Origin of the sequence: Larkinella sp., from assembly GCF_965227735.1 — a bacterium.
Taxonomy (GTDB): Bacteria; Bacteroidota; Bacteroidia; order Cytophagales; family Spirosomataceae; genus Larkinella.
Map to the genome: position 1 here is coordinate 7442605 of NZ_OZ245776.1, position 22936 is coordinate 7465540.

The 22936-nt window shown below is 52.2% G+C and carries 16 protein-coding genes; 6 read left to right on the plus strand and 10 right to left on the minus strand.

What is annotated here, in order from left to right; all coding sequences use genetic code 11:
* Window position 1: 1 nt before the first annotated feature.
* The 8 genes from ACO064_RS29480 to rpe form a co-directional block, all read right to left on the minus strand.
* A complete protein-coding gene (locus tag ACO064_RS29480) occupies window positions 2-1702 on the minus strand; it encodes a hypothetical protein (protein ID WP_421830759.1) in 1701 nt (566 codons plus the stop codon).
* A gap of 69 nt (window positions 1703-1771) precedes the next feature.
* Window positions 1772-2683 (minus strand): transketolase, encoded by a 912-nt coding sequence (locus tag ACO064_RS29485; protein WP_421830760.1) that lies wholly within the window; start codon window positions 2681-2683, stop codon window positions 1772-1774.
* A 108-nt stretch (window positions 2684-2791) separates the two neighbouring features.
* Window positions 2792-4789: an NAD-dependent epimerase/dehydratase family protein gene (locus ACO064_RS29490; protein ID WP_421830761.1), complete on the minus strand. Its 1998-nt coding sequence runs from the start codon at window positions 4787-4789 to the stop codon at window positions 2792-2794.
* Between the two features lie 83 nt (window positions 4790-4872).
* Window positions 4873-5688, minus strand: a complete 816-nt coding sequence (locus ACO064_RS29495; protein WP_421830762.1) for a transketolase — start codon at window positions 5686-5688, stop codon at window positions 4873-4875.
* On the minus strand, window positions 5689-7422 hold the full coding sequence (locus tag ACO064_RS29500; RefSeq protein WP_421830763.1) for a glycosyltransferase family 39 protein: 1734 nt from the start codon (window positions 7420-7422) through the stop codon (window positions 5689-5691). It lies immediately after the preceding gene.
* 110 nt (window positions 7423-7532) lie between these two features.
* Entirely contained in the window at window positions 7533-9569 is a 2037-nt protein-coding gene (locus ACO064_RS29505) for an OmpA family protein (RefSeq protein WP_421830764.1), read from the minus strand.
* A 102-nt stretch (window positions 9570-9671) separates the two neighbouring features.
* Window positions 9672-11087 (minus strand): alpha-amylase family glycosyl hydrolase, encoded by a 1416-nt coding sequence (locus tag ACO064_RS29510; RefSeq protein ID WP_421830765.1) that lies wholly within the window; start codon window positions 11085-11087, stop codon window positions 9672-9674.
* Window positions 11088-11127: 40 nt separating this feature from the next.
* Entirely contained in the window at window positions 11128-11820 is a 693-nt protein-coding gene (rpe, locus tag ACO064_RS29515) for a ribulose-phosphate 3-epimerase (RefSeq protein ID WP_421830766.1), read from the minus strand.
* A gap of 179 nt (window positions 11821-11999) precedes the next feature.
* Here rpe and ligA point away from each other — a divergent pair, with 179 nt between their 5' ends.
* From ligA to dapA, 4 genes are all read left to right on the plus strand, one after another.
* A complete protein-coding gene (gene ligA / locus ACO064_RS29520; protein ID WP_421830767.1) occupies window positions 12000-14045 on the plus strand; it encodes an NAD-dependent DNA ligase LigA in 2046 nt (681 codons plus the stop codon).
* A gap of 29 nt (window positions 14046-14074) precedes the next feature.
* Window positions 14075-15295: an AAA family ATPase gene (locus ACO064_RS29525; RefSeq protein WP_421830768.1), complete on the plus strand. Its 1221-nt coding sequence runs from the start codon at window positions 14075-14077 to the stop codon at window positions 15293-15295.
* A complete protein-coding gene (locus tag ACO064_RS29530) occupies window positions 15279-15797 on the plus strand; it encodes a hypothetical protein (RefSeq protein WP_421830769.1) in 519 nt (172 codons plus the stop codon). Before ACO064_RS29525 ends, ACO064_RS29530 begins: the two co-directional genes overlap by 17 nt.
* Window positions 15798-15878: 81 nt before the next feature.
* Complete coding sequence (gene dapA / locus ACO064_RS29535; protein WP_421830770.1) at window positions 15879-16775, plus strand: 4-hydroxy-tetrahydrodipicolinate synthase; 897 nt, start codon at window positions 15879-15881, stop codon at window positions 16773-16775.
* Window positions 16776-16851: 76 nt separating this feature from the next.
* On the opposite strand, the gene ACO064_RS29540 is transcribed toward dapA, so the two are convergent.
* Window positions 16852-17043 (minus strand): hypothetical protein, encoded by a 192-nt coding sequence (locus ACO064_RS29540; RefSeq protein WP_421830771.1) that lies wholly within the window; start codon window positions 17041-17043, stop codon window positions 16852-16854.
* A gap of 66 nt (window positions 17044-17109) precedes the next feature.
* Window positions 17110-19305 carry a DUF5916 domain-containing protein gene (locus ACO064_RS29545; RefSeq protein WP_421830772.1) on the minus strand — a complete coding sequence of 732 codons (2196 nt, stop codon included), beginning with the start codon at window positions 19303-19305 and terminating at the stop codon, window positions 17110-17112.
* Between the two features lie 204 nt (window positions 19306-19509).
* On the opposite strand from ACO064_RS29545, the gene ACO064_RS29550 reads away from it, so the two are divergent.
* Together ACO064_RS29550 and ACO064_RS29555 are read left to right on the plus strand one after the other, a co-directional pair.
* The gene (locus ACO064_RS29550) at window positions 19510-19641 is read left to right on the plus strand and encodes a hypothetical protein (RefSeq protein ID WP_421830773.1); all 132 of its coding nucleotides are present in this window, start codon (window positions 19510-19512) and stop codon (window positions 19639-19641) included.
* Window positions 19642-20076: 435 nt separating this feature from the next.
* A complete protein-coding gene (locus ACO064_RS29555; protein ID WP_421830774.1) occupies window positions 20077-22914 on the plus strand; it encodes a Kelch repeat-containing protein in 2838 nt (945 codons plus the stop codon).
* Window positions 22915-22936 lie beyond the last annotated feature (22 nt).

A 22936-nucleotide genomic window follows, 5' to 3' on the forward strand; every position in this document is an offset into this window, starting at 1 on the left:
ACTACCAGTTTTTCTTAAAGGATTCCAGCGGTTTTCCGGTCGAAACAACCTGGCGTCCGGTGCTGTAAAACCGCCACTCCGAATTGGGGCCGACGGCCAGAATCTGGAGGTCATACGTACCGGCATCCAGTTCGGCTTCGAGAAATTGCGCCGTAAAACCGGAGCCGAACGTGGCCGCCGGTTTAATCCATCGCTTGCGACTGCCGGAAAGATTCTGCCGGGTGGGAAATAGATAGATCCGGCGGGGTGACCGCGCAATCAGGTACGCGCCCTGGTCGCGAATTCCCAGCGCCGGAAAGGAATCCACACGAATCACAAACTCGTTGCCGGATTTGAAAAGCGTATCCAGCCGGATCACGGCCGCCGGTTTGGCTTCCTGAAAGAGAGCCGACAACTGCGCATCATAAAAAGTCGGCGCGTTATCGACCCATTCACGGGTTTGGGCATCGATGGTAGAAACTGGCCGGTTTTGCGTATAAGTCCAGTTGAATTGCATGGTAGCCAGGTAGTTGCGCAAATTAATGGTTTCGTCTAAATACGTCGTGTACGAAAAAAAGGCGATCAGCAGACTGAAACCTGAGGCTAAACCCGCCGTCAGAAACCGGCGTGAAGGGCGCGCGTTGGCAATCCAGAACGAAAACAGAAACGCCAGCAGCGTCAAGGAATAGATTTTGTAACGACTGGTGGTGAGCGTACCCAGGCCAAATCCCACACGGTTGAAAGCCACGACGAGTCCCGTTCCGACCAGAAAGGCCACACCGCCGAGAAAAAACAACTGCCACGGGCTCAGTTTAATCCCGCGAAAGCGCTGCCCAAGCGTTGAAAAACCCGTCCACGCGGCCAGTCCGACCACCGCAACGCCCAGAATCAGGCAGGTGAGCATGAAATTCTGGATCGGAAATGCCTCGGCAGAAGCCCCGTTGAAGAGAAACCAGCCGTGAATTTGATCCAGCAGCGAACCCTGATCGGTCGGATTCCCCGGCGGTTTCTGGTAGCTCAGAAAATAGAGCCGGAAGGTGACGGCCAGCGCGGCCATCCAGCGAAGAACGCCCACGTAATCCTGGCGCAGAAAGATCATCATCAGGCCTACCGGCCAGATTAACAGGCCATTGCCGCTGGTGATCGTTGCCGCAACGGCCAGCAGAACGGCCACCCAGCCCACCCGGTTTTTAAACGCCAGTTCGTAGAAGGTGGCAATGGCGAGCGCAACCACTGTAAAGTTTTGCAGGGCCGCCATGCCCCAGAACATATTTTCCCAGTGGGACAGGTTGAAAAGCAGCAGTGAAACCGGCAGAGCCATCCAGACGGACGCCCCCGCTTTTCGTAATGCCCTGACAAACACGAACAGTAGCGCAACCAGGCTGAGGCTTCCCACCACCATCAGGTGGATGTAGTTGAGCTTGCCGGTGAGGTTATAATCCAGCCAGGTGATCAGCCGGTCGTAGACAATGCGGTGCTCGTTGTGTTGCCGGAAAAATTCGTACACCTTGTCGCGGAACGAATCGGCTTTCTCCAGGTTGAACAGAAAGGTCTTCAGAATGTGGTCTTCGAATTTCGGAACATTGATGGCATACCGGCTGAACACCCAAAAATAGACCAGGATCGGGACCAGCAACACCAGCCCGCCCAGAAAGACGGATCGTTGGGAAATCGCTTTCGGTCGGATTTCCTGAACCGCTCCCGCTTGTGTTTTCGATTCCATACGGTCAACTCAACAAATCCTCTCTGATTCCCTCTGATGTTTTCTGATCAACCCTGTGTAATGATCGTATCACAAAAAAGCCGCCAGTTTTTCCTGAATAGACGCCGTATCCAGGCCGGATTGCTGCTGGTGGTAGCTCTGATCGCCGTACAGCCCGTCGGGATAACCCTGCGCCGACAAACTGACAAATTGCCGGAACGACAGGCCATTTTCGAGCAGTTTGACCGACAATTGCTGCGCCAGACCACCAATGCTGACGTGTTCTTCCACAATCAGCAGATTTTTCGCATCCGCCCATTGCCGACCCAATTCCGTCGGCAAATCCAATGGCAGATTCAGGGCGGTGTAGACGTCGAATTGATTGCCGAGGGCGTCGGAGGTTTGCAGGGCTTTCAGCACATTGGCGGCAACCGGCCCCAGGGCCACAACGGTTCCTTTCGGATTTTCGCTGCTCACCACTTTCCTGAACGATCCGGTGGTTTCGCTGCCTTCGGGGGTTTTCGGCCCGGCGCCGAGCCGCAAATAAGCCGGTCGACCTTCGGCAACGATGCTATCGACAATCGAATCGATCTCGTCGGCAAAGGCCGGAATCCAGGTTTTGACGTTTTGCAAACCGCTGAGGCAGGCCAGGTCTTCGATGGCGTGGTGCGTGGAGCCCATGATGCCGTAGCCATAGCCTCCGCCGTTGCCAACCAGAAAAACCGGCAAATTGTGCAGGCAGGCATCGTTGCGAAACTGTTCCAGACAGCGATAGACCGCAAACGGTGCGATGCTGTAACAGAACACTTTATACCCTTTGTAGGCCAATCCGGAGGCCACGCCGACCATGTTCTGTTCGGCCACCCCCGCGTTGATGAAGCGCGGCCCCATGATGGCGGCCACGTTTTCAAGCGCATTATATCCCAGGTCGCCCGTGATGAAGATGATTTTCTCATCAGCCGCAGCAATCCTTTCCATCGCAGCAGAAAATTCTTTACGCATAGACTTGATTAGTTTATGGTTTATGGTTTTCAGTTTACGGTCTACGGTGGGCTGGCGCTTTAAGCATGCGCCAGCCCACCGTAGACCGTAAACTGAAAACCGTAAACCTTATTTTGTCTTTCTCGCTTCCACTAGCGCCCGGATTTCGGATGCGGTTTTGTAGAGGTGCCCGCCTTTCCGAACCTTGGTGCGGATAAATTTGGGTCGCTTTTTCGTTTCTTCAAAAATCTTGCTGATGTATTCTCCCACAAACGAAACCCCCAGCAAATTGATACCACCGAACAGCATGACCAGCACAATGATGGTCGAGATACCGGCGGGAGTATTCGGGAAGAACACAAATTTAGCCAAAATCTGCCAGAGAATGCCCAGCAGCGACAGCCCTGTTAGCAGGAATCCGGCGTAGGACATCAATTCGAGTGGGGCAAAGCTGAACGAGAAAATGGCTTTTTTCGCCCACCAGATGTTTTTCGTCCAATTGTTGGTCGACACGCCGAACATGCGCTCCGGCCGCACGTAGCCCACACCGGTTTGCTTGAACCCTACCCAGGCCCGCAGTCCGCGCAGAAACTGCTCGGTTTCGGGCAGCGCCACGAGTTCGCGCACCACTTTCTGATCGATCATCGAGAAATCCCCCGCATCGACCGGAATATTGATGTACGACATTTTCTTGAACAGCCGGTAGAACGTCCGGTAAAAGAAATGAACATGGGGCGGCATTTCGCGCTGCACCCGAACGCCATACGTGACGTCAAAACCCTGCTGCCATTTTTCGTAGAAACTGGGAATGATTTCGGGCGGGTCCTGCAAATCGCCGTCCATCAGCACCACGGCGTCGCCCGACGAAATTTCCATGCCGCTCAGAAAAGCCGACTGTGACCCAAAGTTGCGCGAATGCGTAATGCCGATCACGTTGGGGTCTTTCGCGCAAATTCCTTCGATGACTTCTTCCTGGTTGTCCGGCGAATTGTCGTTTACGAAAATGATTTCGTACCGGACCTTCATCTCGTTGAACGTCTTGACCAGCCGATCATACATATACGGAATGGCCTGCGCGTCTTTGTAACAGGCAATGATGGCCGTGATGACGGGGTTGAGCGTCGGGTTGGCAAACGCGGGCAGCACGCGCTCGGCATACGCGTGCTGGATCTGCCAGTCGGCGGTTTTCCGGAGTCCAACACCCAGGGGCGTCCGGGCTTTCCAGCCCAGATCGGTGTTGGCCGCTTCGGGATCGCCATACCAGTCGCTGAGGTCCCACTGCCGGTTTCCCATGCTACCCCAGACGGGTTCGATGGTCAACCCAAAGGTGTTGCGGGTTTCATCGACCAGCTCGCGCATGGTCGTTTTCTGACCCGTTGCAATGTTATACGACCGTCCGCTGATGGTTTTGTCGACTTTCAGAGCGGCCTGAACGAAGGCTTCCACGCAATCGTCGATGTAAACAAAATCGCGGCTGATGTCGGGTGAAACCAGTGGGGGCAGGGTGTCTTTCCGGGCTTCTTCCACCAGCCGGGGAATCAGCCGGTCGGGTTCTTCCCAGCCGCCGTAAATGGAATACAACCGTAGGTTCAGGGTTTTGAGGCCGTGGACGCGGGCGTAAAATTCCAGCATGTAAGCCGCCGAAACTTTCGAAACGGCGTAGTGGCTGTTGGGTTCGACGCGATCGGTTTCTTTCGGGGCGGTGCAGTTAAAACCATATTCCGAGCTGCTGCCAGCGTGGATATACACCGTGTCGGGCGTGCAGTTTTCGAGAATATTGACCGTCCCGTTGACGTTGGTTTCGTAGGTCAGGTTGACGTTTTTCTGTTTGCTGTAGGCCCCGTATGCCGCCAGGTTGAAGATGGTGCGGGGTTTGTAGCGGTCAAAAATTTCCTGAACCGATTTATGGGAAAGAATATCGCAGTGAATGACATTTTCCGTCGGAACGTTCAGCAACTTCAGCCGCCAGGCTTTGGTGGCGTCGTGCGTCAGGGCGTAGCAATCCTTGCGGAGCTGAAAAATCTGATCGAATAAATTGGCACCGATAAAGCCGCTGGCTCCGAAGACGAAAATGGGTCCTTTTAGTTGAAGGATGCTGTCCTGGTACGGAAGGATCTGTTTAGACATTCGTGGTTAACTGGTAAATGTATTTACCTTTTTTTTCAACACCCGTCAGGTTTTTGAAACCTGACGGGTGTTGAAAAAAGGCTTCAAGCGGTAAAATACCGGTTGTTTATATCGTTGCAGGCCTGGTCGTAGAGGTCGGCGGTCATGGGCAGGTAATGCCATTCGAGCCGGTTTTCCATATACGAAACGCCTTTGCCTTTCACCGTTTGGGCAATAACCACTTTGGGCTTGCCGTTGGTTTGCAAACGCAGCGTGTCGAGGATCACGAGCATGGCTTCCACATCGTGGCCGTCTGCTTCGACCACGTCAAACCCGATGGCTTTCCACTTTGCCACATCGGCGGTGTCGCCGAATACCTCGGCGGTGGGGCCAAACCCCTGCAAACCGTTTTTGTCGATCAGCACCGTCAGGTTATCCAGCCCCTGTTGCAGGGCGTAGTGGGCGGCTTCCCAGGTGGTGCCTTCGTTGGTTTCCCCGTCCGACATCAGCACATACACGGCGTTGGTGTTGCCCTGCAATTTGTTCGCGTGCGCAATGCCCGACGCAATCGGAAAACCGTGGCCGAGCGAGCCGGTGGCAAACGGAATGCCTTTGTGTTTATTGGGCGCGGGGTGAGCGGGCAGGGTGGTGCCGTTTTTGTAGAACGACTGCAGTTGTTCGTCGGAAATTTCGCCCAGGTGATTGAGGCAGACGTAAAGGGCCGCAGCGGCATGTCCTTTCGACAGAATAAAGGTGTCTTCTTGCTGTTTCCGCAAAATCAGCGAGGCAATCATCATATCGAGGCAGCTCAGCGAGCAGCCAATGTGGCCGGCATGGGCCTTATTATACAATTCGAGAACCTTGAGCCTTAGTTGGCCGCTGAGGGTCGTAATATCGGTTGTGAGTGCTGGTGAAGTCATTTAATACCTGTATTTCGTTCCTTCGAGGTCAAAGATAGTGATTTTCTGGCCCGTCTTGCCTTTGACCAGTACAATCTTATCCCGTTCCATAGGGTCGATGCGCTGGTAATAGGTGGCGTCTTTTGGCAAATAGATGTTGACCAACTGCGCATCGATAATGGCATAGGGTCGGCCACTTTTGTCGATATCGGAATATTCCCGGCGTTTCAGCGACGGATACAAAACCGTATCGCCGGGAGCATAGAGTGCTTCAATTTTTTTCGCGGACTCCCGAAACGGATTGGTGGTGCGGGGAACGGAAAACGACGTATACTTCGCTGCCGTATCATTGTAAATGCGTTGCAGCAACTGAATGACCAAACCGCCCTGAATGATCAAAACCGCCGTTAGCGGTAAACTGAGCCACAATTTTTGCGTCGAAAGTTTCCGAATCAGAATGGCAACGAGGATGATGACATACGGAAATGAAAAGCCCGAATACCGCTGCGTAAGCCCGTAGGTATGCCCGGAGCGGAACGCCATCAGGATCAGAAACAGGGTGGGAACCACCGAGAGCAGCACCAGAAAAACGATCAACGGGCGGTCGTTCGGTCTGAAATCTTCCAGCAAAGCCACTATCATTAGATAGAAAAGGGGTAGCATGGCCGACAAAACCAGGTGCTGCAACGGATAAATGCTGTAGAACGCCAGCCCGGCCAGCATCAGAACGGGCAGCATAAATTTGACCCATTGGGGGGGCTGGCGCTGGTTCCGATACCGGTAAATAAGAAATACCGAAAGCAAGCCGATGAAAAGGGCAATCCCCACATTCCGATAACCGGCCGTTGCAGTCGCCAGGCCGTTGGTAAACAGCACCAGATCGCTCCAGATGGGCAGCGACCGCCAGAAAACATTAGGAATCGTGGCCGGCAGAATCAGGCCAAATCCGCTGTTTACGGGGTTGGTCAGCGCCAGGTTACGGTAGAACACGGCCTGGTGGTTCAGGGTGAAAAACGTGGATTGCCCCCCGCCGAAAATCATCCACAGCGATACGAACCCCAGGGCTACGGCGAAGGATGCCCCCAGTTTATACCACATCGGCCATTTGCGGACGTAAAGCAGAGTATACAAGCCGTGACATAAAAAAACCGTAACTGTCAGGTAATGAGATAGAATCGAAATGGCAATGAGCGCGCAATAGCCCAGGTACAAACTGGTCGATGCTTTCTTTTTCTGCTCCTTTTCCATAATGATCAGAAAAACGTGCGTCGACAGCAGCGTCAGAAAGAACGTCATCGAATAGTTGCGGGCAATGTGGCTGTGGGCAATGAACAACGGCTCGATGGCAGCAAAGAACGCGCTGATCAACGCCAGCCGGGTCGCCGAGGCCGGTTCCAGCCGAAAATGGCGCTTGGTGAAAAAATAGAGGAGTAAAACCGTTAAAGTGCTGAAGATGATCGAAGGAAACCGGATCGACAAATCACTGAGGCCGAAAATCTCCTCCCAAATCCATAAAACCGCATAATAAGCGGGGCTGTGGCCAATGTCGCTTCGCTGAACGGCTTCACTAAAGTCGGCGAAGGTTTTGGGTTTCCAGAACTCTTTGGGGGTAAAATACGGCGAATCCTTCTTGTCGAACACATCGTGTTGATTGGCTCCTTCCATCGCGATACACTGGCTGATGAGGAGCGTCGCCTTTTCGTCAAACCAGATACCGTAGGTGTCGGATCGGTAAATCCGGAGGATAAAAGCCAACAGAATAATTCCGGACAGAATAAAAACAGACGTTCGACGATGGGGTGATAGAGACATTAATCAAATACTATAACTTTTCCGCGGGTAAAATTAAACTGATTTGTGGGACTTTACATTTTCAGGATCGTAAATTCTACTCTTCGGTTCAATCGACGCTTCTCTTCGGTCTCGTTACTGGCGATCGGTTTGCTCGGTCCCCAGGCTTTGGTCTGGATGCGGAGGTCGGGGATGCCCTGCGCCAGCAGATACTCTTTGACGACCCGAACCCGGTCCTGCGACAGTTTCATGTTAAGATCCCAAATGCCCTGGTTATCAGTGTGTCCATCGACCTGAATTTCCATCGTGGGGTATTCTTTCAGCATCTGCACCACGCGGTCGAGTTCGGCTGTGGAGCCGGTTAAAAGGATGGCCTTGCTCTGTTCGAACAGAACGTCGCGCAGGACAACCCGTTGCCCGGCTTTAATTGGCGTTAAAATCAGATTTTTCCGGATTTCCTTGAAGCGTTTGTCTTTGCTGAGGTCGACCAGTTCGGTAGACGGGAAGTAACCTTCGCGTTTGGCCGTCAGGTTATAACTGCTCGACATGGCCAGCAACAGCTTGAAATCACCGGTTTCGGGATCGTAGGCAACCCGGCTGTTTTCCTTGTTTTCGGGGGCAATCGTCGAAAAGACCTCCGCAGCGACCGGTTTTTTGGTAACACCGTCGATGACCTGGCCCGACACGATGGCAACGGGATCGGGTTTGATGGCCGGGTACAGTTTCAGCCGAAAAATATCTTCGCTACCCATCGAATTCTGGATGGAACTCAGGTAGGCGTAATCGCCGGTGGCCGGAATGGTGAAATACCCATCCCATTCGGGGGTGTTGATAACCGGCCCCAGGTTTTCCGGCTCCGACCAGTTGGTCCAGGAGTCATCGAGCCGACGGCTGACAAAAATATCACCATTGCCGTATTCGGGTCGCCCGGCAGACGTGAAATAGAGCGTTCGGGAGTCGGAAGCCACGAAGGGAGCGCCTTCGTAGTCGGCGGTGTTCAGAACCGGCCCCATGCTGACCGGTTCGCTCCAGGTTTGGTTCGGCTGTAAAAACGAGACGTATAAATCCTTGTTTCCCAATGAATTTCGGCGCTGGACGGACAGAATCATCGTTTTCCCATCCGGCACAATCGCGTATTCAGTATACGCATTTTTGTGGAGGTTGTGGTTGTTGGCAATCACACACTCGACCGGGAACGACCAGCCATTCTTGCCCAACGTCGATTTGGACAAACCGTAGGTTACGGAACCGTCGGGTTTGTAGACGTTGATGAGGTAAATGGTCCGGCCATCCGGTGACATGCCGCTGACGGCGTTATCGGCGGTGGTATTGATCGGCGGTCCTATGTTGATCGCGTTGCCCCATTCGCCGTTCGGTTGCAGGGTCGAATACCAGACGTCCTGGCTTTTGGGGTCGCCCGTATTGCGTTCGTGCTGCCCCCGGGTGAAATAGAGCGTTTTGCCATCCGGCGAAATTACCGGCGCCACTTCCTGCCCCCGTGAATTGACCTGCGGACCTATGTTTTCCTTTACCAGATCCTTGGGAGCGTCTTTGGAGACGTTGATGGCAATGTCGATGGGTTGCGAATCGGACGAAATTCCGATGGCGTCGATCTGGTTTGGCCCTTTGATCCGGCTGGGGCTGATGACCAGTTTGAGGGTGTTGGCGGTGATAACCGGGTCGGTAGGGGCAATGCGGAGAATGGGCGTTTGGCCACTCTCGGCGATCTGGGCCGAAGGACCCATCTGATACACCGGGATTTCGCGCCCCGAGCCGTCGATGATCAGCACCTGGCTGATGGCACCGGGGTTGCCGCTTTGGAAGATGGCGATCTGGTGTATGGGAATAGCGGCCGCAAACCGGACGGTGATCCACTCTTCATTTGGTCCGTCGGGGTAGAGCGGTGACCAGGCACAGACGTTATCGCCAACCTGCGGCAACCGGTTCGGTTTTCCCAGGATTTGATTGGCCCGGTATTGCTGCGAGTAGGCTTCTCCCCGGCCTTCCGACGAAAAACCGACGACGGAACTGGCCCACTGCACGGTTTGACCCGAAACCGCAGGTAAAAGAAGCACCACACATCCCAGCACCAGTAAGACTCCCCGGATCATGTAAATTAAATTATGAATGATGAGTTATGAATGATGAACGACGGACAGGTGTACAAATTTCATTCGTAATTTATCATTCATAATCCATAATTCATCATTTTCTTAATTGGTATACACCTTATATTCCCACGGTTTGAGTGCGAACGTCAGAGAGTTGCGCAGCTCGGCGGGCTGGCGGCTGAACACTTCGGTATAGACGCCCTCAAAACCGTCGCCGTTCAGGCGGATGGTTTGGGGGGTCGGGCTGAGGTTGACAATGACGATGACCCGGTCGTTTTCCTGCTGGCGGTAAAAAGCGTACACTTTGTCGTCTTTCTCCGTCGGAATCTTGATCAGCGGACCACCGGCCAGGCCATTCCAGAGCGCCTGATTGCGGTGTTTCAGCGTCAACAGGGTTTTGTAGAAGTCCGTTTTGCTGTAATTTCCCCAGTAAATCGGGTCTTTTTCGTAAAATTTCAGCCGTTTGTTCAGGTTAGACTCCATGCCGTTATACACCAGCGGCATTCCATCGAAGGTGAAAGCCAGCACGGTGAAGGCGTCGACACCATTGCCAAACAATTCGGTTGGAGTGCCAACCCAGGCATTCTCATCGTGATTCTGCGTAAACTGCATCTGGTAGGAGCCACGCGGAAACCGCTCCTGGTTGTGGGCCAGCAGCGAATCGAGGGCAGAGGCCGGGCGTTTGCCTTTGGCAATCAACTTCATGAGCTGGTAGGTACTCCAGCTATAATTGATGTTAAAACATTCCTTGAAATGCTCGGGCTTGTCTTCCCACTCGGCCAGCATAAAGACGGTTTTGATGCTGTCGAGTTTGGGGCGGACCTCGCTCCAGAAATCATCCGGGACATAGCCCGCGACTTCGCAACGGTAGCCGTCGATGTCGCATTCGCGCACCCAAAACTGCATGGCGTCCATCATGGCGTGCCGGAGTTCCGGGTTCTTGTAGTTGAGGTCGAACACGTCCGGGCGATCAGTCACCTTGCCCTGGTCGTCAATCGGCGGACTCATCTTGCCGTTGATTTGGGTATACCAGTCGGGGTGCTGTTTCACCCAGGTGTGTGCGCGGCCGGTGTGATTAGGCACCCAGTCGATGATCACGTGCATGCCCAGGTCGTGGGCCTGTTTAACGAGGGCCTTGAAATCGGCCAGTGTGCCATAGTCGGGGTTGACGGCTTTGTAATCTTCCACGGCATACGGATTGCCGGGCAAGGTGCGCTGGTTTTCCTTGCTGATGGGGTGAATCGGCATGAACCAGAGAATATCGACGCCCAGTTCTTTCAGGCGGGTAAGTTGCGTTTCAACGGCTTTGAACGTCCCTTCCGGTGAAAATTGCCGGATATTGATTTCGTAAATGGTCGCGTTTTTGGCCCAATCCACGGTGGGAACCCGACTTTGAACCACGCTGGAGTCGTTGACACTGGTCGGATCGTTTCCGGTGGTTGGGGTTTGCTTGCAGGACAGAACCGAGAAAAACAGCAAACTTCCCAACAGTGAACCACAAAATATTTTCGTATACATGCCTGATTAAAAAGGTCGTGTAAATTGACTAAGCTTCCGTTTATACCGGTCGGGCCGTCTGGCCCAACTGTTTCAGAGAATGAATCGCTTCGGCGGGATCATCGGCTCGAAAAACGGAACTGCCGGCCACCAGCACATCGGCACCAGCCTCTAGTAAAGCGGCTACATTATCATTCCCTACTCCACCATCCACTTCAATAAAAGCGGTTTGACCCGAAGCGGCCAGCAACCGGCGCAATTTCCGGATTTTCTGCAAGGTGTGGGGAATAAACGATTGTCCGCCAAAACCCGGATTGACCGACATCAGCAGAATCAGGTCAACTTCATCAAGCACATCCGCCAGCAACTCCACCGGCGAGTGCGGATTCAGGGCCACGCCCGCCCGGCAGCCGGTTTCCCGGATCTGGGTAAGCGTGCGATGCAGGTGCGTACAGGCTTCGAGGTGAACGGTAATCGTGCCCGGCCGGCCGGGATGGGCAGCACCCGCCCGGGCAAACGCGTCGATATACCGCTCCGGCTGCACAATCATCAGGTGAACGTCCAACGGTTTGGCAGCGTGACGATTAACCGCTTCGCAAACGGGAATGCCAAACGAAATATTCGGAACAAAAACGCCATCCATCACGTCCACGTGAATCCAATCGGCCTCACTGCGGTTGAGGATTTCAACGTCGCGTTGCAGGTTTGCAAAGTCAGCAGCCAGGATAGAAGGGGCAATCAAAGGTGGAATCATGAAGGCGTTTTTAGTGAAATAATGTTTCCGAATTGCACAAGTTGACACCAAAATTAATTCTTTTTGTTGGAACAATTTGAACCGGATGTCAGAGTCCGTACAGGATTTAGTAAGATTGCAGTCTAATTCGATTTTACTGACGCTGTGAAAACCCGGTGCAATTTTAGTTTAAAAATAGAATGAATCCTCAGGAACGAATCGCTGAACTTACTGATCGGCTTAATCATTATAACTTCCAGTACTACCAAAACAGTATTTCAGAGGTCGATGATTTTACTTTTGACCAACTGCTGGAGGAACTCACGGCCCTGGAACGGCAACACCCCGAATTCGGCCGGCCCGACTCCCCGACGCACCGCGTTGGCGGCACCATTAGCAAGGAATTTGCCACGGTTTTTCACCGGTTTCCGATGCTGTCACTGGGCAATACCTACTCGGAAGCGGAACTGACGGAGTTCGATGTCCGGGTACAAAAAGGACTCAACGGGGCGGCTTACGACTACATCTGCGAACTGAAATTCGACGGCGTTGCCCTGAGCCTCGCCTATGAAAACGGAATTCTGGTGCGGGGCGTCACCCGGGGCGACGGCGTTCGGGGTGATGACATAACCGCCAACGTTCGCACCATTCGCAGCCTGCCGCTGAAAGTGAACGGTTCCAATGTGCCGCCGTTGTTTGAAGTCCGGGGCGAAGGCTTTTTGCCACTCGCTGAATTTCAGCGCATTAACCGAGAACGCGAAGACATTGGCGAACCGTTGCTGGCCAATCCGCGCAATGCGGCTTCCGGCACCTTCAAGCAGCAGGACTCCGGTGCGGTGGCCAAACGTCGGCTGGATTGTTACCTCTACTCGTTTTTGTCGGACCCGGAAGCGTTTGAAACCCACGAAGAAAGTCTGGTGGTCATGAAGCAATGGGGCTTCAACGTGTCGCCGACCTGGCGGAAATGCGGTTCGATTCAGGAGGTGATGGCGTTCATCAACGAATGGGAAACCCGGCGGTTTGATCTGCCGCTGGCGACGGATGGCATCGTCATCAAAATCAATCGCTACGACCAGCAGCGGGAACTCGGCTTCACGGCCAAGAGTCCGCGCTGGGCTATCGCCTTCAAATACAAGGCGATGGCCGCCACGACAGTGCTCAACAGTGTTTCGTATCAGGTTGGGCGGACGGGGGCCGTAACGCCGGTGGCCAATCTGAAACCGGTTTTGCTGGCCGGAACGGTCGTCAAACGTGCGTCGCTGCACAATTCGAATGAAATTCAGCGGTTGGGTGTGATGTTGAACGATACGGTTTTTATCGAAAAAGGCGGAGAAATTATTCCCAAAATAACTGGTGTCGATCTGAGCCAGCGAACCGAAGCCAGTTTGCCCATCGTTTATCCGACGCTTTGCCCGGCCTGCGAAACGCCTTTGGTGCGGAAAGAAGGTGAGGCTCATTTTTACTGTCCGAACGAAAAAGCTTGCCCCCCGCAGTTGCAAGCCCGTTTCGAACATTTTATCCAACGGCGCGCCATGAACATCGAAAGCCTGGGCGAAGGCAAGATCGAAATGCTCATCGACCGGGGACTGGCGCGCAGCCCGGCCGATTTGTACGAGCTGACCGTGGAGAAACTGCTGGGCTTGGAGAAAGTATTTACCGACCCGGAAACCGGCAAAAAGCGGGTCGTCAGTTTGCGGGAAAAATCCGTCGATAACATCCTGACGGCCATTGAACGCTCGAAAGCCCAGCCTTTTTCGAATGTCCTGTTTGCCATTGGCATCCGGTATGTCGGCAACACGACGGCTGAAAAACTCGCGGATTATTTCGGCAACATCGACGCGCTCCGGGCGGCTTCTCCCGAGGCCTTGCTAGGCGTTCCGGAAGTGGGCGACCGGATTGCCCAAAGCGTGGTGGCCTGGTTTGCCGATTCCGAAAACCAGGTGTTCATCGAACGGTTGCGGCTGGCGGGTTTGCAAATGGAAACGGATCGGGTGGCGGTGGAGAAAAAAGGGGAGACGCTGGTCGGCAAGACCTTTTTATATACCGGTACATTCGCCAATTTCAGCCGCGAGGAACTTGAAAACGAAATTGAAGCCCACGGCGGAAAGTTGTTAAGCGGGGTTTCCAAGAAATTGAATTACCTGATCGTGGGCGAAAATCCGGGGCCGTCGAAAGTGGAGAAAGCCACCAAAATGGCGGTTCCGATGATTGGGGAAGGAGAGTTTATGGCGATGTTGAATGGGTAGGAACCGACTTATTCGCGTAATATTGTAGTATGGAGAGATTGATTGTACGGAACTGTGGACCGATTAAAGAAGCTACTGTCGACGTCAGGAAGAATACGGTTTTTATTGGCCCACAAGGCTCCGGAAAAAGTACGCTGGCAAAACTGATTGCTTTATGTACAGATACAGTTGTATTGCCAATTGATCGAGGAGCAACAGATTTACTGGTTAATTACAACTTAGAAAGTTACGTAAGCTCAGATACTTATTTTCGATTTGAGACATCACTATATTATATTGAGTACAAAGGCCGATTAATTTTTAATTTGACGGAAGAAGGATTAGCTCTGAATAAGGATACGATAAATCAATTGCGGAATACTTATCCCGCATACAGCAAGAACCTTCCATTAGATTTTCCAGATTATTTACGCGCATATGACGAGAACAAAAATAGTACTCCTCCTTTTTCAAATCCAGGAAAATCTTATAGTGTAAGTTTTGGACATTATTATCCATTTCTTAAAAAGTATATTTTAAAAAGTCCATGCACCTATATCCCTTCAGAAAGGAATTTGACGGCTTTACTTTCTTCTGCCATCTGGAGTTTGATGTATTCCGATATTAATATTCCCAAACCGCTGGCACTGTTTGGGCGTAATTTTGAAGAAGCCCGTAATCAAATCAATACCCTATCCATTCCATTTCTTGACATCCGGTATTCGTACGAAAATGGGAAAGACCGGATTTATTATGGTGATCAGGGTTCTGTCGATTTGGGAAGAAGTGCCAGTGGGTACCAGTCAATCATTCCCTTGTTGTTGGTAGTGAATCATTTGCGGAACAAAGAAAGTCGGCGGTTTATTCTGGAAGAACCGGAGCTTAACCTATTTCCTCAGGCTCAAAAAGAATTAATTTATTACTTATTAAAGCAGGAAGAAACAAGCCTTCATTCATCCCAAATGGTTTTGACAACGCACAGTCCTTATGTGTTGAGTGCGATCAATAACCTTCTGTTTGCGTCGATCGTCGCTGCGGAATTTCCTGAAAAACAGGATGAAATAAAACAGGTTATTTCCTCAGAATCCTGGCTGAATCCGGCTGATTTTTCGGCGTACTTTGTAGAAAACGGCACCATTCGTTCCATCATGAATGAATCAACCGGATTGATTGCGGATAATGAACTGGATGATGTTTCAGAGAATATAGCCGGTGAACGGGATCAACTTTTAACCATTTACCGAAACGGCCAGCGTGAAAGAGCAAATTGAGCAGGTGTTTCCCCAAACGGTTTTAAACGGTTGCCTCGAAACGATTTTAGATCAGGAATTTGGGATTTACGATTCTGAAACGAAACGATGTTACCGACAAACCAACCCCGACGGAATTATTCATTTTATCGTTGAGAATCCGGCAGTGAAACCCATTCATTTTTTAGCAATCGATAAATGCCTTTTCGATGACAGTGATCCAATTGAGCGGTGTGATTTTGCGGTTTTCGATGCCAGGACGTTTGTTTTTGTAGAAATCAAGGAAACTTCCAAAGCGGGTCAACGAGCAACATACAATCAGAAGGCGAAAAGTCAGTTAAAGTCAACGATTTTACATTTTAAAAATGTTCTTACGTTTACCGTCAGGCACTTGGAAGCGTATGCCTGCGTTGGAAAAACCGAGTCAAGGCCTGCCCGAAAAGCGTCTGATTTGAACGACGAATTTGAGTTTGCCCGCTTAGGAGCGACCTTATATCACGGGAATCGCAAACGGTTTACCTGAATTATTCCGCTATCCACCGAAAAACCGTACCTTTGTCCCAATTTCCGATTTGCTTATTCCTTCTAATCCAGTACAAAATACATGAATGCTCGTTTCCACGGCGTTGGGGTCGCCATTGTTACCCCGTTCAACGACGACCTGACCATCGATTTCGATGGTTTTGGCCGGGTCGTTCAGCACATTACCGACGGCGGTGTCGATTACATTGTGCTGCAAGGTACCACGGGTGAATCGCCGACGGTGACCAAATCGGAAAAGAAACAGCTACTTCAGTATCTCAAGGAAAATAACCCGAAAAAATTACCGATCGTCTATGGCATCGGCGGTAATGCCACGCCGGAAGTTGTCCAAACGATTAAAGATACCGATTTCGAGGGCATCGACGCCATTCTGTCGGTGTGTCCGTATTACAACAAACCGGGCCGACGCGGGGTGATCGAACACTTTACGCGCATCGCCGACGCCAGCCCGGTGCCGGTTATTCTCTACAACATCCCGCCCCGGACCGGCATCAACATGACCGCCGAAACCGTCTGCACCCTGGCCCAGCACCCGAACATCATCGGCGTCAAAGAAGCCTCGTGCATCATCGAGCAGTGCATGGAAATTGTCCGTGACAAACCGGAGGACTTCCTGCTGATTTCGGGCGATGATGTGCAGGGCGTTCCCATCATCAGCATCGGGGGTGTTGGCGTAATGTCGGTGGTTGCCAATGCGTTACCGGCCAAATTTACGAACATGATCCACGCGGCCCTGCAAGGCGACTTTGCGTTTGCCCGCACGGAACTCGGCCATTTCCTGCGCATCGATCCGTTGTTGTATGAAGAAGGCAACCCGGTGGGAATTAAAAAGATTCTGGAAATTCTCGGTCTGATTTCTTCCACGGTTCGTCTGCCGCTCTACACGGCTTCGGATGATCTGGGAGAACGGATGCGGGAGGTTTTGCAGCGCGATAAACTGGTCGAACTGGTGGCCTGAAAACCTGCCGTACAAATACTAAAAAACCGCCTTTGCAGCAGCAGGGCGGTTTTTTTATGTGAGCATATTAACTGATCTAATCGCTTCGGCCACCGCCGAACACCTTTCTGAATAGCCAGATCGCCACGAACAAGACGAGAACGATACCGATGCCATAAACCCAAAGACCCGCTTTGAAAATATCGCCGACCAGTTCGCAACTGGTCATCCCGACCAGCAGAAAGAGGGAAATCGCCAGGGTGTATAGAAAATGAGTGAAATTACGCATGGTTTGTGGGGGTTAATGTTCAGGTAATCAACTCCCGATTTTATTTATTTGTTTACAGAAAGTCCGTTATACATTCCACCAATACGTAAACTTGAGCACGAGTGCCCGGCTTTTCACCGTGAGCGAACCCGGTAAATAGTTGTCGGTATACACCAGAAAAAGGTCGGAAGCGGGTTGGTAGCGCCACTGGAACCGGGCGTTCAGATTCACATTGCGCGCCTGTTCGTTATACTGCACGAACGTAGTGAAAAATACCCGGTTCGTCATGGTCAGGTCGACGCGCGGCCCCACCAGCCAGAATTTGGTCGTAGATTTCGTTTCGGGCAGTTGAATGTCGTTGTAGGTGGCACTCACCGCCAGACTGACGTAGGGTTGAAAGCGATACCCCAGTTCGGTGGACAGAAACAAACGGGTGCCGTTGGCAAAATACCCGCCGTAACGGCCTGAGAAAAGGTAGGTGAACAAACTTTGCGGTTTGGAAATGTAGTCGACCCCAACGGCATTCCAGCGGTGTTCAGTCCCGCGCGCCAGCGTGTCCCGACCGGTATTGGTGGGGTCGAAGGGCTGCAAGAGCCGGACAAAATCATGTGCCGCCCAAACCGAGAGCACGCTTTTACTCCGGAATGTGGTCAGGTAGGTAAAAATAGATTGATTGTCAGTTTTTTCGAACTTTTCGTTGTAAATGTAAAACGAGGTAAGCTGCGGGCCGTGACTCAGCACTTTTCCGCCTTTGGGAAACATCATGTAACTGGCCGTCGGATTGGCTTTGATATAACCCCGTCTGGGAACGTACCCGACTTCGGCCGTGTAGTCGCTTCCTACGTATTCGTGCTGCCAGCCAATAATCCACTTTCGGTTACTATAGAGCAGGTTGGCAGCATGAACGTGGTTACGCTTCCCGTCCGTTTGGGGGTCGAACGACTTCATAAACAGGACTTTTCCCGTCCAGGCATTGTTGGAGGAGGCCAGGTTGTATTCCAGCCCGATGTTCCGGTTGTATCTGGAATAAACCGGTTTTCCGGCTTCGGTTGCACCCGGATCGTAGTTGAGCGACTCCTTGTTGATGAATATGGCCCCGATGTTGGAGCGCGAGAAAACCCGCCGTTGCAGCGCGACGACCGCAAAATTCTGGGCGGGCAGGCCGGTTTCATCCACTTTACCAGTCTGCATATCCATCAATCCAATGCGCCAGTCCTTGTTGAGTTTTCCGCTCAGCCGCGCTCCAAACCGGATGGGAACGCCCAGACCGATCCGCCGGGAAAAAAACGGGCGGATGTTGGCGTAGCCGAAGTTGGTAAACAGGTCGCCGTTTTCCAGAAAAAACTGCCTTCGCTCCGGAAAAAACAACTCAAACCGGTCGAGGTTGGTCACCTGCCGGTCGACGTCGACCTGGGAGAAGTCCGGGTTGACGGTCAAATCCAGGTTCAGCGACGAGGTAACGGCCACTTTGGCGTCCAACCCGACATCGCCCCGGTAGGAAGTTGGTTTCTGGTTGGCATAGTCGCGCGTCAACCCGCCGAGCGCATACGGAATCAGTGAGATGTTGGAACCGGCCTGCGGAGGAGCCTGATCCCAGACGATGGTGCCGGTATAGGCCAGCGATGCCGTTGGAAATTGCCGCGGAACGGGCGCCCAGCTCGACTTTTCGGTGGTTCGTAAATCCTGGCGGCTGAAATTGATGCCCCAGCGGGTGATGCCTTTTTTGTACCGAATGGTTTTGAACGGAATGGCAGCTTCGAAGACATAGCGGTCGTCGTAATTTTTCACTTCCGAATACCACTTGTTGTCCCAACTCAGGTTGGCTTTTCCGCCTTCATACAACAAACCGTCCCACTGCGCCCCGACGGCATTGGCTCCGAATGTAAAACCGTTGGTCTGGTCGTCGAAGGGGTCCATGAAAAAAATGAAATTGTCATTTTTGCCGAATTCCCAATCGCGCCGGAGCGACTGGACAAACGGCCGGTTTTGCCGGACCGAAGCCGTAGGGTCGTAATAACAAACCGCAATGATGTACAGATTCTGCTGGTCGTACGTCATTTTGACATCGGTCCGAAGGCGGGCAAAACTGGTGTCCATCGGCAAAACCATGTAAAAGTTGGTCGCCGTATCGGCTTCGAGCCAGCCCGGTTCGTCCATTACCCCATCGATGCGGACGGGCGAGGTCGTTTGGCGAATGTGGTATTGATAGGCTTCGTTTTTCTTTTGGGCGTAAAGGGAGGTACAAAAAATCAGGCAGGGCAGGAACAACCGGAAAAATCTCACAAATGCTCGCTATTTTAATGGTTCTCAAAAGTAAAGTGACAAAGATACGGCAAGTCCCGGCGGGATGATTAAAATCGTATTTGTATTTTTTGTGGATTAATTTCATGCCATTTCTACGCTTCAGATCTTTTTTGCGGAGGCTGATCCGATTTATGGGGTTGCTTTTGGGTGGGTGCGTTCGGCGGTCAGCCGCTGCGGCTGCAGATGATTGATACCCAAGGAGAAATACGGATGGAACAGTCGATTGAAAAAGCGGGAATTCGGGAGCGGTATGATTTTGATCTCAGCCGTCAATTGCCGGGTTTAATGCTCCTGCGGGTCAGCACATCCGGGTAAATCATGTTGTGAAAGTTTTGAAAGTCAATTAGTTATCTGAGAAGGTGATCGCCCTGCCCGAATAGGCAGACGCAAGTTTCAGGCTCGTTACGGTTTTTTTTGATCCCGCCAAATTGAGTATTTGGCGGGATTTTTTGTCTGGTAAAGAGGCTGATTGCCTTTTTTTTCATATGTTTGAATCGGTTATTAGTATTATTTTATTATTTGTTCATATTTTGCAATGTCTTACAAATCCTGTCCCTTAACGATCAATCGAATGAAATTTACACGAAAAATTCCCCGAACTCATTTCCCCGGTTTCAAGTACAATTCTCCGGTTTTTACATCGGTCAGTACCGCCTGATTTTCATCTTTTCTTTCCTTACCTGATCCGGGCGTTCGCCGTCCGGGGCAGCTTTTTATTGATTCTATTCCAAACACTCTAATCCAATTTTCATGAAAAAAAATTTCCAGTTTTCCCTAACCTTATGTCTGTTGCTTGCCTGGGGGTTGCACATTCCCGGCGCTCTGGCGCAGTGGACCACCGCAAGTTTAAGCCAGAGTCGTAATAAACTGGCCGGTACGAGTGCCGGTGGTAAAGCCTTTTTTGGTGGCGGTTTCGAAGGCGTGACGGCTTCCAACCGGGTCGATATTTACACGCGGTCGACGGATTCGTGGTCACAAGCCAGTTTGAGCGAAAGTCGGGGTGACCTGACCGCCACCGCTTCACCGGATTCCGTATTTTTTGCCGGCGGAGGTAGTTTAGACCAGAAGGGTTTTTCCAAACGCGTAGACATCTATAGCGTTGCCAATAATACGTGGTCCCAGACCGATCTCTCGGTGAGTCGTTCCTTACTGGCATCGGCCCAGGCAGGACGAAAAGTTCTTTTTGCCGGTGGTATTCACCTGGAAGGTAATTTTATTAAACTCCTTACAACGGTTAAAACCGTCGATATTTACGATTTAATCGATAAAAACTGGACGACTGGCGAATTGTCGGAAGCCCGCTCCAATCTGGCTGGGGTTGCTGCCAATGGCAAGATCTATTTTGCCGGAGGGTATAAAAGTCTGGCGGGTGGTTTTTCAAAAAAGGTGGACATTTATGATGTTGCTACCGGTAGCTGGTCGACAGCGAGTGACTTATCGGAAGCCCGGGGTGGTTTAGCGGCCGTGGTTGCCGGGGGTAAGATTTTTTTTGCGGGCGGTGTTAAAGGTCTATTAGATTATTCCGACCGGATAGATATCTATGACCTCACTACCTCAACCTGGTCGCAGGCTACCTTATCCAGTAAACGAACCAATCTGACCGCAACTACCGTGGGAGATAAGGTGTTTTTTGCCGGCGGTGAAAATCTTTCGGGGAGCTCGACCGTCGTCGATATTTACGATATGACTTTAGACACCTGGACAACGGGCAATCTTACCAAGAAGCGGAAAGATCTGGCATCGGCCAGTGTCGGAAATAAAGCGCTTTTTGCCGGAGGCTTTGTTGGCGCTTTGGACGGGGGATCAACGGTTCTGGTCGACATTTACACGGCAACAGCCATCGATCAGCAACCGACACCGTCCTCATCCACGGTTTGTCAGGGGAGCCCTGTTTCCACTACCCTGACCGCTTTAGGTGATAACCTGACCTATCAGTGGTACAAAGGAGCCGCCAATACTTCCGCAACCCTGGTCGATGGTCAGACCTCGGCAACCTTATCGTTGACGAACGTGCAAACCACTGATTCGGATTCCTACTATTGCCAGGTCAGTGGTGATGGTGGAGTGGCCTGGTCGGATGCCTTCGCCCTGACGGTTCTCTCCCTGCCTCCGGCACCCACGGTGGCGTTTTCGGGACAAAACGACGTGACGGTTATTCAGAACACACCGTTTATGTCCCTGACCATCACCGGCTGTGAATCCGGGTCGGTTGCCTGGACGGGCTCTAATGCCACCAGTGGTTCCGGCACCAGCATTTCGGTGCCTACTTCCGCAACGGCCACGCTGGTTTACTCGGCCACCTGCACCTTGGGAAGTTGTGTCAGCCCCGCCGGAAGTGCCACGGTCACGGTCGCGCCCCCGTCGGTTACCGGCAGTTTCGACGGTTTTATCTACGGGGCCGATTGCAGCACGTTCCGGGGCTGGGCCTGGGATCGCAACAAGGTCAACACGGCGGTTTCGGTCCAGATTCTGGATGGGCCAACGGTCATTGCCACCATTCAGGCGGATGTCTTCCGGCAGGATCTGCTCAATGCGGGCAAAGGAAATGGGAAACACGCCTTTCTTTTTGCCATCCCGGAATCGATCAAAGACAACAAGTCGCACCTGCTGTCGGCCCGGGTGACCAACAGCAGCTTTATCCTGAAAGATTCGCCAAAAGCGTTGATTTGCCAGGGTAGCGGAGAAAACCCCGGAAACCAGTTGCCCAAACCGCCGACCCCCACGGTTATGATTGCACCGCTGACGGCTCAGGTGGGTGTGCCGTTTTCGGCCACGCTGGTAGCCTTTACCGATCCGGAAGGAACGACGCTTTCGTACGGTTTGACGGGCCTGCCCAACGGTTTATCCCTGGATATGTCCACCCGCATCATCACCGGTATTCCTACGGTAGACGGAACGTTTGTGCTGACGTATCAGGCTACGGATGAGGGCGGAGCCAGCAACAGTGTGAGTTTTCCGCTGACGGTTAATCCGGCTTCTTCCGGTGGGGTTACCGGTAGTTTCGAAGGCTACCTGGACAAAGTGGAATGCGGCACGATTCGGGGCTGGGTGTGGGATCGTAACAAGCCCAACACGCCGGTGACGGTCGAATTCTACACCCTGAGCAGTGGTACGGTATGGGGGAGTACGGTGGCCAATATTTACCGGGTCGACCTGAAGAATGCCGGGAAAGGCAACGGGGCCCATGCCTACAGTTTTGTGGTACCTGATGTTCTGAAAGGCGTTGGCGATACCAAGATTCATGCCCGTGTTCAGGGAAGTACGTATGATCTGAAGGATTCGGGAAAAATCCTGAATTGTCCTTCACCAGGGCGGCTTTCGGCAGAGCGTACGGATGGCCTTCAGGTTCTGGTTTTGGGGAATCCGGTAAAAGACCGGGTTGAAATTGAAGTCCGGGGAGCCGAAGGACAGCCGCTGCGGTTTTCCCTGACGGACACTCAGGGCCGGGTGATTCAAGAACGCCAGATCGAAAAAGCCGCTGCTGTCGATAAGCAGAGCTTCGGCATTTCCGGTTCTCCGGCGGGCTTGTTGTTCCTGAATGTGAGCACCAACGGCCAGAGCCGGACACTGAAGCTGTTCAAAAAGTAGATTAGACTAGAGAGAAAAGACA